This window comes from Vibrio sp. 1731, assembly GCF_033339955.1.
In the GTDB taxonomy this organism is placed as follows: domain Bacteria; phylum Pseudomonadota; class Gammaproteobacteria; order Enterobacterales; family Vibrionaceae; genus Vibrio; species Vibrio alginolyticus.
In genome coordinates this window covers 67606-80202 of the sequence record NZ_JAWOVO010000019.1, presented here as the reverse complement: position 1 = coordinate 80202, position 12597 = coordinate 67606, and the positions used below count along the sequence as shown (strand labels likewise).

9 protein-coding genes are annotated in these 12597 nt (G+C 46.3%); all 9 read right to left on the bottom strand.

Going from position 1 to position 12597, the window contains the following annotated elements; all coding sequences use genetic code 11:
* Position 1 precedes the first annotated feature (1 nt).
* Complete coding sequence (locus R7035_RS19170; protein ID WP_258615789.1) at positions 2 to 1570, bottom strand: DUF1800 family protein; 1569 nt, start codon at positions 1568 to 1570, stop codon at positions 2 to 4.
* A 407-nt stretch (positions 1571 to 1977) separates the two neighbouring features.
* Positions 1978 to 3240 carry a hydroxymethylglutaryl-CoA reductase gene (locus R7035_RS19165; RefSeq protein ID WP_318146234.1) on the bottom strand — a complete coding sequence of 421 codons (1263 nt, stop codon included), beginning with the start codon at positions 3238 to 3240 and terminating at the stop codon, positions 1978 to 1980.
* A 354-nt stretch (positions 3241 to 3594) separates the two neighbouring features.
* Entirely contained in the window at positions 3595 to 4812 is a 1218-nt protein-coding gene (manA, locus tag R7035_RS19160; RefSeq protein WP_262651302.1) for a mannose-6-phosphate isomerase, class I, read from the bottom strand.
* 124 nt (positions 4813 to 4936) lie between these two features.
* On the bottom strand, positions 4937 to 6277 hold the full coding sequence (locus R7035_RS19155) for an MFS transporter (protein WP_132936437.1): 1341 nt from the start codon (positions 6275 to 6277) through the stop codon (positions 4937 to 4939).
* A gap of 6 nt (positions 6278 to 6283) precedes the next feature.
* The gene (uhpB, locus tag R7035_RS19150) at positions 6284 to 7786 is read right to left on the bottom strand and encodes a signal transduction histidine-protein kinase/phosphatase UhpB (RefSeq protein WP_318146233.1); all 1503 of its coding nucleotides are present in this window, start codon (positions 7784 to 7786) and stop codon (positions 6284 to 6286) included.
* Positions 7786 to 8394 carry a transcriptional regulator UhpA gene (uhpA, locus tag R7035_RS19145; RefSeq protein WP_318146232.1) on the bottom strand — a complete coding sequence of 203 codons (609 nt, stop codon included), beginning with the start codon at positions 8392 to 8394 and terminating at the stop codon, positions 7786 to 7788. Before uhpA ends, uhpB begins: the two co-directional genes overlap by 1 nt.
* A gap of 138 nt (positions 8395 to 8532) precedes the next feature.
* On the bottom strand, positions 8533 to 9927 hold the full coding sequence (uhpT, locus tag R7035_RS19140; protein ID WP_021707729.1) for a hexose-6-phosphate:phosphate antiporter: 1395 nt from the start codon (positions 9925 to 9927) through the stop codon (positions 8533 to 8535).
* 406 nt (positions 9928 to 10333) lie between these two features.
* Positions 10334 to 11164, bottom strand: a complete 831-nt coding sequence (fdhD, locus tag R7035_RS19135) for a formate dehydrogenase accessory sulfurtransferase FdhD (RefSeq protein ID WP_132936439.1) — start codon at positions 11162 to 11164, stop codon at positions 10334 to 10336.
* Positions 11165 to 11217: 53 nt separating this feature from the next.
* On the bottom strand, positions 11218 to 12102 hold the full coding sequence (locus tag R7035_RS19130; protein ID WP_005376096.1) for a LysR family transcriptional regulator: 885 nt from the start codon (positions 12100 to 12102) through the stop codon (positions 11218 to 11220).
* Positions 12103 to 12597 lie beyond the last annotated feature (495 nt).

The following is a 12597-nucleotide window of genomic DNA, read 5'->3' as shown; positions in this document are numbered from 1 at the left end:
CCTAATCCTGAATATAGAATTCGTCGCCAGAAATGGCGGTAAATATCACTAGAGCGAGTTTTGTTGTTGGCACATAGTCCCCACGATAATTATTCAGGGCGGTGAGCATAAGCTCTTTCAATTCAGCAGAAGCCGTTCCAGCAAAGAAACGCTCGTTAACCAATTCGACTAAGGCACGGTGATCGTCCAGAAGAAGATAAAACTCGTTAAGATCGAAGTGGTAGGAATCACCACCTCCTCTACGAGTGCTGGTTAACATATAGTTGACCAAATCGGTATAAACAGACCAATTGAGAAGTTCATACTCTGGAGAGTTAATACCAGACTCCGTAAACTCGTTAGACGGCTGATAGTCTGGAGAGTAAAAATTAAACACGGAAGGAGAACGAAGCGGCCCTTGATTAGCGATGTTCATCATCGTTGTTGCGTCTTCGTAACGTGATCCTTTAACCGTAAAACCTGATGCTCGATGAAAATTAGTCAGGACCAGTATCGGTTCTTTCACTTTTATAGGCGGGGTATCCGTCATCCCTAATGCTTCAGGGTCTAGCAATATGGCTCGAACAACGGCGGTTAGATCGCCTTTTTCTCCTTCCCCATTGTTGTTAAATATCGTAGCAACACGCGCGACGTACTCTGGGCTTGGATTTGAACTGACCAAACGTTGGATAAGTAACTTTGAAACAAATGGAGCAACATTTGGGTGAGACATCAACACATCAATCACTTTTGAAAGCTCTTCTTGTGCGGTTAGACCCGATGGGATCACGTTCCCTAGAAATCGCTTCTCGCCGGTGTCGTGTCTTTGACTGATAACTCGCATCGGTTTCACGAATGCGATGTCGGAATTTTTCCATCCAGTTAATGCTCGCGCGAGCTCTTGAATATCAGTTTGATTGTATGTGGGGATAGGTTTGCCTGTTGCGTGGTTTAGCTTTTTACTGCCATCTAAATTGAGTTCATACAAACCGATAGTGAATAACTGCATTAACTCTCGAGCAAAGTTCTCATCGGGAAGCGTTCCTGTCGCACTATTTTCTTTTGCACTACCGAGCATAGACAAATAGCTCCCCATGACTGGATGGATGGAAACGTCATACAACAGGTCTCGGTAGTTGCCAAACGCATGCTCAACCAACAGATCGTAGTAATTCACTAACCCTGTAGGTTTGCTGGAAAGAACGCCGCCATAACGAGAAACGACTACGATCTGACTCAATGCATAAGCCATTCGCTGTCTGAGCTGATCTTCAGCAGTAACAACAATTTGATACCAAGCATTTTCTCGGTTTGACTGTAGGCCTTTAGAAAAAGGCGTTTGATAAAGTGGTTGATGGTAGGTTGCTGGCAGGTTGATTTGTTTCTGTATCCAATCCTCTAACCCGTTTTCCCTAACCTCATTAATTAATGCAGGTGTTGGTCCAAAAGAGGTTTGATAGAGAAAACGCGCAACGGTTTGATCGGATGGGGATTGCTGTATTTGTGCTGATACATTAGGCACATGGCTCAGCAATAAGATAGCCAATCCTAGTACCCAAGCAGAGATTTTATTTAGCTTCTGACGTCTCATAGTTAACTCGCTTACCGGAAGTAACGATTTAAGTCCATTTAACGGGAGTTATTAAGCTCTTTTGAGCTGTTTAGTAAATTTATGAAAATCAAGCAGCTGCATAGGCGAGTATAGTAGCTATAAGTGGTGAACAAAAAACTCAAACGATGAATTTGGTACTATAGTGCTAGAAGTTTTTGATGCTATTTTTTCTAAGATACTGATATTAAATATGGCCAATGAAGAGTAACAAGCAGAGATATCGCAATGGATATAGAAGGGGGACAGCTAAAGTACTGTTAACAAGAGATTGGTATGTTTGTTAAGGCTTAAGTTAGTTTCAAGAAATTATTGAGCCAATAAATAAAGTCCATTGGTTTGCACAAGAGAAAACCACACGGATGTTCTCTTGTACAAAGCAACAAAGGTTATTTTCGGGCAAGCTTATGGTGAGCACGAGAAAAGTGATCGGCACAAAATGCGCCAACAATCGAGAGTTCGCCAGCCAGACAAAGCGCAGCTGCGACTTCGGCTAACGCTTTCGCTTTGCCGTTGCCGTGCAAACCCAAAATATCCAAACATGCTTTTTGCGTTGGAAGGCCAGTACCACCGCCAACCGTTCCCACCATGATGTTTGGCAAGGTCACGCACGCGTACAAGTTGCCTTGAGCGTCCACATCCATACGAGTGATTCCAATGGCAGACTCTGCAACGCAAGCGGCATCTTGACCACAAGCAATGTACAGCGCGGCAAGGGCGTTTGCGTAATGCGCGTTGACGCCAATTGTCCCGCTGAGTAAACCGCCCACTGTGGTCATTTTGCCAAATTGGACCATAGACTCCGGCGTCGTATGCAGATATTTTTCCACTAACTCAGCAGGAATGGTCACTTCGGCGGATACTTTTTTACCTCGTACCGAGCGCAGCGTGTGCGCGTTTGGTTTTTTGTCACCTGATAAGTTGCCATCCAAGAATGCTTGAGTTGGTTTGATTGGGCTGGTCGCCAAAATATGATGGAACACTTCGTTTGTTGCGATGGTCACCATGTTTTGTCCGGAAGCGTCACCAGTCACGTATTCAAAGACCAAATAAACATGGTTTCCTTCGATATTTACATTGATGTCTTTGAGTTTGCCATGTGAGGTGGTGGATTCCGCAATTTGTCGAAATGCGTCAAACTGGGTCACAACCCAACTGACGAACTGGCCAGCGTCGGCAAGGTTATTAAAGGCGAACACTGGCGTTCGGCTCACCCCTTCACTCAGCAACAATGCGCTCGCGCCACCAGCGGCGGTAATAAGATTTGCGCCACGGTTGTAGGAAGCGACTAACGCGGCTTCTGTCGTTGCGAGCGGAACCAAAAAGTCATCGTTCGCATACAAACCATTGACGCGCAAAGGGCCTGCGATGCCGACCGGCACATTGACAGTACCAATGAAGTGCTCGATGTTGTTGGAGTAAGCGTCGCAATGTGACTGCGTGAAAGGATCAAGGATATGATCTTTATTGGTCACGTGTTCCAATACTTGCCAACGGCGCGCCAAATGCTTATCCGACAGGCCAGGGCTTAAGCAGAGACGTTTCTCTGGCTTGTGAAACTTCGGTTCTAATGCCGATTGAATCTTACTGCTGGTTTCGATATCGGAAAGGGCGGAGCTTTGAACAGGGTTATCTTGGTTTAACTTCGGCATACAAACGTTAACTGAAAAATCGAACCAGAGATTGTAGTGATTGGGGCTTTGATTACAACGTTGATTATACGTTTTGCAACAAATACCACTGTGCAAGCGCCTTTATTATCCAAGTGATTTTATATTGGAGCGGCGAATTTACCGGAAATAAATGGGTTTTGACAATGAATGTTGCAGTGAATAGAGGAATCTATGGTTCTCAGAAAACTTAGATGGTTTAGACCGCAGCGGCTTTGAGTCGATAAGGTGTAAGAATGCGTGTCTTAAAACCGGACAGGCTCAATCTATGAGAGGAATAAATTGTCTAACCCAGTCCCTTGGGTCAGACGTTAGCTTGAATCCGTTATTCAGAAGTTAGTTAAAGGCGCGAGCCACACGTCCTGCACTTTGAATACGGTAATGGCCAACGTAAGCAGGAACAAATACAGACTGTCCTTTCGCGGCGGTTAATGTCTCACCGTTATCACTGATGAGTGTCAGGTCGGCATCAATCGCCATCAAAATCTCTGCGCTATTGGCATCAACCACTTCATTGTTCGGTTGGTTAATAATGCTGAAACTAAAGTCTGCCACTGGGACCGGATAAAGGCTTTGGCAACCATTGGCATTGGGTTTAAGAACAAGGCTGTTAAACGGCTTAGGCACAAAATCTGTGCATTTAACCAGTTCTTCAACATCCATATGTTTCGGCGTGAGTCCTGCACGCAAAACGTTATCTGAGTTCGCCATGATCTCTAATCCCGTACCTTTAATGTAAGCGTGTGGCGTTCTTGCGCTCAGGAACATCGCTTCGCCAGGTTGCAGCGTGATGACATTCAACAGTAATGGCGCAAACAAGCCGACATCGCCAGGGTATTGAGTGGATAGATCCAAGATGAGCTGGAAAACGTCGCTGTCAGCGCCTTGCTCCGATTGACGTGAAGCGTGGGCAAGAAGCTGTTTCAGTGCTCGCTCTTTTGTTTCTCCTTCCATGGTAAGAATGTGCACAAAGAAATCGCGTAAACCTTGTGAGTTGATTTCGCGTTTGAATGCATCTAGCGGTGTGCGTAGCTCATCGATATCGCAAAGGCTAAATGCCTCAATAATCTCGGCATACGAGCGAAAACCGTTCATGGCTTGGTAACTTGTCAGCGCGTACACCAACTCAGGTTTGTGGTTTGGATCCTTGTAGTTACGATGGCTTGCGTTTAGTGGGATCCCGGCACTTTGTTCTTTTTCGAAGCCTATTTCGGCATCTTGTTTGCTTGGGTGAACTTGAATCGACAGTGCATGTTCGGCCGCTAAGATCTTAAACAGAAAGGGCAGGTCGCCAAATTTCGCTGCGGTTTCTGCTGATAAGTAAGCGGGTTGGTTTTGTTTGATCAGTTCAGACAAAGGCAGCGTGTTTTGCTCAATCTGAACTTCAGAGCAGCCGTTTGGGTGAGTACCCATCCATACTTCTGCTTGAGGCTCATTCGTTTCGTTAGAAAAGCCAAACAAATCGTGAATAGAAGAGGTGCTTCCCCAAGCGTAGTTTTGGATTTTGTTGTTCATTTGAAAGAAGCTATGCGATGAAATAGTGTTCAAATTCATGAATTTTTCCCATAGTTAACCCTCCGAACTGAATCGGAAGAAAAATTGAGCAGAGATACGTTAAATAAGGAGGGCGAGCGCGGTTAGGTCACTCGCCAATTTGCCCTAAGGGCGATAAGTCGATTTACAACCGAGGCTTTGGTTCGAGAGGTTTTCGTGATGGCTGCGCTTGCAAAAATGGCAGCAACAAAAGGCCAATGACGGCTGCACAAACTGAAATAGTGATGAAGAAACCCGTCCAATGATATTCTTCAAGAATTAATGCCAGTGGGTAACCTGACAATGCTGCGCCCATGTAGGCGAACAAGCCCACGAATCCTGTTGCCGCGCCGGCAGAATCTTTGTGAGAGCACTCAGCCGCTGCCATACCGAGCAGCATTTGTGGCCCAAAGACAAAGAAGCCGATGGAGAACAATCCCGCCGCTTGGAATGCAAAGTTGGTCAGAGGCATTAGCCAAAGCGCGGAGACAGATAAGAAAATCCCAATAGCGAACAGCAAGTTCATTGGCCCACGGTTACCGCCAAAGAGTTTGTCTGAGCCCCAACCCGCAACCAATGAACCAACAAAACCGCCGATTTCAAACATCGACAGAGCAGCGTTGGCGTTAATCAGGCTATAGTGATGCTGCTCGGTCAAGTACAGGTTTCCCCAGTCATTGATTGCGGTTCGGACGATGTAAACCAACACATAACTGAACGCGAGTAGCCAGATGTATTTGTTGTTAAATACGTACGATTTCAGAATTTCGCGGTAGGTGAGGCCACGTCCGTAATTTTCTTGCGCAAGTTCTAGTGCGTCGTTGCGCCATTGTCCGACACTTGGTAAGCCCATTGTTGTGGGTTTGTCGCGCAATCGCCAACAAACGAATAGACCGAGTAATACCCCGATGATGCCGGGTAGAATAAAGCCTTCACGCCAGCTGTAGTGCAACGTTAAATAACCCACCAAAATAGGGATCAGCGCGCCACCAACGTTGTGTGCGGTGTTCCAAATCGCCCATAAGAAGCCACGCTCGGAACGTGAATACCAAGTCGTTAACAGCTTGGAGCATGAAGGCCAGCCCCAGCCTTGGAACCAGGCGTTTAAGATCCACAGAGTAATGAAAGCCGCGAGTGAGCTAGAAAAACCGAACGCGATATTGACCAGACCTGTCGCAATCAATCCTAATCCCATGAAATAACGAGGGTTAGAGCGATCCGAAATCGTGCCAGAAATAAACTTCGAGCAGCCGTAGGTGATGTAGAAAAGTGTACCGATAAGACCCAAGTCGCCTTTATCTAAGCCAAGGTCGGTGATCATCGCTGGTGCTGCGTAGTTAAAGGTCTTACGGGTAAAGTAGAAACCTGCGTAGCCGATGTACATCCCCAACATAATGTGCAAACGCCAATGGCGGTAACGCTGGTCGATTTGCTCGTTGCTCAGACTCGGTTGAGTAAATTTAGGTGAACGTAAAAATCCAAACATCTTGAGTTACACCTTAGGTAAAGTAATGCTGATTTGTGTGCCGATCATTTGATCGCTGGTGGAGTAGATAACCATTTTTCCACCTAACGCGTGCACACGCTCTTGCATGCCGCGAACGCCCATGCCTTTCATGCTGTCCTGAACTTTGAAGCCGACACCATCATCGTGAATCATTAGTGACACCGCCGTTTCTCCAATTGTCAGCTCAATATTGATCAACTGCGCTCCTGCGTACTTGGCGGCGTTATTCAATGACTCTTGGCATAAACGGAATAGGGTGACTTTGAGCGTGTCACTCAAGTTGGTGTAATCGCCTTGCCAGTTCAGTTGAACAGTCGTTCCGTGATTGGCAAATTCCATCTCTCGCGTCAGTTGCTCGACGGATTCTTTCAAGTCCAAATCATCCAGCATTTTTGGTCTTAGCTTGCTTAACAGTCGCTTAGTGGTGTCGTACACGTTGAGGGAAAGCCCTTCGATCATGTCGGCGCAACCCACGCTTGTTTCGGCGTTATTTACCCGCTTAATGATGTTGGCTTGTGTGCGGATCGCTGTGATGTTCTGTCCAATTTCGTCATGTAGCTCGCGCGCAATATCGCGTCTTACCGATTCTTCCGCTTTGATAAGCTGGCGAGACAAATTCTGATTGCGTGCAAGTTCGCCGCGCAGTTTGTGATTGAGGTCTTTTTGTTTCTGAACCCCTAAACCGAGCATAATGCCAGTAATGGTTTGCGCCGAGAGAGATAATAACAAATCGGTGATTTCTAGATTTGATACGCCGCTGCGAGCCGCAATCAGCGCAATGCTGTTGAGCATGGTGGCGAGCAGGGCTCCTTGCCAGCCGTAACGAAGTGCCAACACGATGATTGGGATAGCCATACAAAATGGCGCAAATCGTTTTAGCTCTTCAGGTAAACTGGTTTGCACCAAAATACTGCCGATCAAAAGCAGCGCATAAAGCACGATATGACGCACCTGAAATACAACGGCATTACTAAGTAGGAGAGAGCTAAGCGGAGACCAACGACTTTGGAACAAATAACTCCATAACAAGTAGCACATAGGCACCACGAGCAAGCCTCCAGAAATGCTAGCCAGCCATACCATGGAAACCGAAGGAACGTGAAAACCAACGGCCATCACATTAATAAACGCGCTAATGATAATGACTGCGCTCATCACGGCTAAGTGGCGGTTTTGGTCACCGTAGTAGTATTTTTTCGCAATCAGTGTGACCGGGATACTGGCAATGCTCGCAATCAGCACGGTAAGCCACTGCGGTTGACCCAGTAACATCGCAAGTGCGATGGAAAGTCCCCACTCCGAAAGGTAAATCGTCGGCCAATAAGCGGTGCGAGTGTGTAGGGTGACACCTAATCGTAAAGCGAAAGGAAACAATAAGATCGCCAACTCGGGATCATTGACAAAGTAATAGGCAATCACCCACAAGCAAAACCAGGCGCAAGCCATAACAAATAGTCCGCAAATGGTGGTAACAGCGTAAGCTCGCATTAAAAGGACTCTTGAGAAAATAGTTTGGCGAGCTCAACGTTGTTTTTCACGCCGAGTTTGTCGATGGCATTCGCACGATGCACATGCACGGTCTTGTGGCTCAAGCCAAGCTCTGCCGCGACAGACTTTACATCCAACCCGGTCGCAAGTAGCTGACATACCTCGTTTTCACGTTTTGTCAGTTGGCATAGAGAGGTGGTGTTGTCGCTAGGCGTTGCAAGTTTAAGTGCAATATCTGATGTGAGGTAACAGCCGCCAGAAGCACTGGTTCTCACGGCTTGAATAAGTTCGTCTGGGCTACAGCGTTTACTAAGATAGCCTTTTGCACCTAGCTTTAGTGATTTTTCCACCATCGCAGGGGAGTCATGCACGCTAAGCATCACGCAGGCAATGCCAGTTGGTATTTCGCTAAGAAAGTTTAAGCCGCTTTCATCTGGCATGGATATATCTAGGATGACGACATGAGGGTGTACCGCAGGCAAGCCTTTTCGCGCTTCGGCGACAGAGCCGAATTCACCAACAACGGTAATAGCACTTTCTAAATTTAATAATTGTGCGAAACCTGAACGCACGATGACGTGATCATCAACTAGAGCAACATGAATCATTATTACAACCAAATAGAGCAGACGACTAACAACAATAAGCTCCAACAGGAGCCAATAGAAAAACCTTTAATGATACTGAATTGATCAACTCATTTTAATGATCTTGCGCGCTTTACCGAAGTAAAGCGCGCAGAGAAGTTAGGCTTGGTTTTGTGCAAGTTGAAGCTTCTTCGCGTGTCGAATCTTCTTCTCTTCCGCGATAGCAACGAAAGCAAGCAAAACAATACAAATCATGGCGGAGGTATCTAGGGCTGCGAAGGTACCTTTCCAGCCTGTTAGACCGAAGATTGGTGTACCGTCTGCAATCATACCGAGACCAAGTTTCGCGAAGCTGTCACCGATTAGGTAAGCGAATGTACCTTTTACGCCGTCAGCCACACTGATTGCTTTTTTAGGGACAAAACCAACCGCGGCAACACCGATAAGAAGTTGCGGACCAAACACCAAGAAGCCCAATACAAATAGAGAGGCTAAGTACATGAACTCGCTAGTGGCGTGTTGGTAGAACTCAAGCGATACGATGATCAAACCAAGAGACACACAAGCAACCAATGCGCGGCGACCGTTTGCTAAGTCAGATAAGTAACCCCACATCAAAGTACCCACAAGCGCACCGACTTCGAATAGAGTAAAGCCAGAGATTGCCGTTTCTTTTGACAGACCAAGTTCTTGGTACGCGTATACCGTTGACCATTGGTCGATACCGATACGAACGATGTAAAGGAAGATGTTGGCAAAGCAAAGTAGCCAGATAACTTTGTTTTTAAGAACGTATTCAACAAAGATTTCTTTTTTGGTCATCTGGTTTTCTTCAGCGGCGGTGTCTTCTTCACTCACTGCTTCATCGAAAAGTTCTTCTACTTTACCTAGACCGTAAGCTTCTGGAGAGTCGCTACCAAAGCGCATACCGATAAAACCAACGATGATCGCGATGATAGAAGGGAACACGAACATGCCGATTACGTGTCCGTCGAATAGGTAGTTGGCACCGAAAAGAGCAACACCCGCTGCGCCCGCACCACCAACGTTGTGTGACATGTTCCACAAGCCTAGGTAAGAGCCGCGTTTGTTACGAGGTGTCCATTTTGTAATGGTTGAGTAACTAGAAGGGCCACCAGTACTTTGGAAGAAACCACTCAGAGCGTAGAAAGCCACCATCAAGAACAGGCTTGCACTACCGCCGCCCATGCTGAAGCTGAAACCAAGCATTGCAAGACCAGAAAGGATCAGCATAAAAGGGAGGAATTGCTTGGTGTTCTTACCGTCAGCGTAGTAAGACACAACGGTTTTACCGATGCCGTATGTGATGGAGAAGCCAAGGCCAATAAGACCTAGGTCTGTCATGCTCAAACCGTAAGTTGAGATCATGTCGTTTTGCGCGACATTGAAGTTCTTACGAATCAAGTACATGGTTAGGTAGCCGATGAATACGACCAAGTAAGATTGGATAAACGGTTTAAACCACATCTTTCTTCTAACTTCGACAGGAAGATCGAGGGTCGGCTTCCGCACCTGTTCGAGGAATTTTAACATGATGAACTCTCTTGTAATTGTTTTAGAAACACAACGGAGACCGTTATGCGCTCTTGTTACCTTTGACTGAGCGGAATTCTAGAGAGTGGTTTTGTGAGGCACATGAGATGGTTGCCTAGATCGGCTAGGAAAAATTCCTAGAAATGCCTAGGAAGGCGGAAAAGCGTGAAAAGAGTCACACAAAATCCTTACTAATCTATGGGTTTTTGACTGGGTTCTTATCGGATTGGAAAGCGTTCAAATGCAAGCGGGTTAATATGCGTAAGCTTAGTGCAGACAAGGGGTGAGCACGTTTGGTTGGAGAGAATAGTGGCTTGTCGCTAAGTATCAATTGGGAATGAGAAGCAAACAACAGAAACCCGGAGGTCTCTGTTAGAAATATTAGGAATTCGGCTAGGTTGACGTGTTAAGGCGCAGGGCTGTATAGACGCGGCGAGCCGTGTTTTGGTAAGTGAATTAGGTTCAAATGGTTTCTTCTTGCCCATTCGACGGTTAACGCTGTCGGTGCAGATAAGCAAACCAGAGTGGGGATACGCGCGCGAACGGCTTTGTGGATCAACTCCAAGCTGCAACGGCTTGTCATGATAGCGAAGCCACTTTGAGGCTCGATGTGATTGTTGGCTAATGCGCCAATCAACTTATCTAGCGCGTTGTGGCGGCCGATATCCTCTCGGCACAACTTGATGTTGCCTTGTAAATCTGCAAATAAGGCGGCGTGTAACGCGCCAGATTCACGTGCGGCTTCTTGATGCAGTGCGACTTTGTCTCGCAGCCCTTCAAATACATCGGAGCGCGGAGGAAGAGACGGTGTCAGCGGCGCCAAATCAGGCAAAGCTTGTTCCAGAGCCTCGACACCACAAATGCCGCATCCGGTTGTGCCGGCAAGATTTCGGCGCTGTGTTTTTAACGCCCAGAAAGCGCGGTTGCTGATTTCCACTTCCGCATAGTGAGATTCGTGATCGCCACCAACTTCAATGTCTTTGATCTCTTTGAAGTCGTGGACGATGCCTGTGCTTAGGCTAAACCCTTTCACAAAGTCTTCCAGATGGCCTGGCGTCACCATCATGACCGCTTGGCTAATGCCGTTATAGCTGATAGCTAAAGCTGACTCACTCGCCAGCGACATTTGTTGCACTGGGCGGCCATCAATCAATTCTCGGTAATTGAACGCACTTGGTTGAGGTGGTGGTTGATTGAAATCGGACAGTTCAAAATAAGATTGAGTAGTACATCTCATGAAATCACCTCATAAGCCGTTATGTATGCCAAACATTGACGTGTGGGTTGTTGTTATCGATTGAATATGTTTTTTGCTTCTGCGAAGCACTGATCGGTTAGTGCGGAGAAGGGTTCTTGTTTTCGCTTTAACAAACCTAGCGGGGCGTGAACGGCGGCTTCTTCGATAGGGATAATGCGAAGCGTATCGTTCAACTCTTCTAATCCACAGTTCAGCGGCATAATGGCGCAACAAAGGCCACTGGTTACTGCTTGGATCAAGTGAAAGGTGGAGTTACTTTCAATGACGGTTTGCGGAACTAGCCCTTTACTCACAAAGCTAAGATCAATTGAGTGGCGATAGTGCATACCCTTCGAAAGCAGCCCTAGCGGAATGTTATTGAGTGACTCCCACAACACTTCAGATTCGGCAAAATCAAAATGACGCTCATCGAATAAAACGCCAAGTTTGGTCGAGTCGAGCTCGATAACATCGAAGTAAGCGGTGTTAACTTGATCGACATAACACATCCCCAAATCTAGTTGATTGCGATTGAGTTGGTCTATGATCTGTTCGGTCGTCATGGAGAGTATTTGAAAGCGTAACTCAGGGAACTGGTGAGCTAATGGTTTGAGCAATTGCATCGGGTTTTGGCTGGCGAGTGGCACCATTCCAAGCCGAAGAGAGCCGACCAACTGACCACGGCAGTTGGCGGCTTCAGCTTGCAATCCATCATGAGCGGCTAAGACGGTTTTTGCCCAAGCTAAAATGCGCTCTCCTGCTTCAGTAAACCCTTCAAATCGTTGACTTCTTTGGATTAATTCGAGATCGAGTTCTTCCTCTAAGCTTCGGATTCTCATGGACAAGGTAGGCTGCGTAATGTGGCACAATGCGGCGGCTTGACCAAAGTGTTTGGTCTGTTCAAGTGCGATGAGATATTTAAGTTGTTTGATATCCATAATGGCTTGTTAACCTTGCGTTGTGAGTCACATGTACGGGGGAACTCCCTAAAAAGGGCACAGCACTACCGTACTTTTTAAGCGCTGGAGCGTTTTAACTGGGGAATGGAAAACCAAAACCAAGTCAAGAATAAAACCACACTCAAAATTGATCTGAATCAAGGCTATTCCTGATATTAATTAGGGTCAAATTTAAAGTATCTATAGTGTGATAGATATTATCTATTATCAAGAGTGCCGATTTTATTGAGTTCGTTAAGCGAACTAGGTGGAATCGGATGGGAAAACGATTAACCTTATAAATTGTATTGATTAAAAATGTGATGACCGTCAGTGGAAAAATTCGTCATAGATTTTGTTTATCACTCGGTCAGGATTATCAATTGGACGCATATTGAATAACGACTTAATCTTTGATTTAGATCAAGACGCAACAATGCACATTGAATCTAACAGTCTTAGAAACAGTAGGCGGGTATCCGATATCAAGAATCT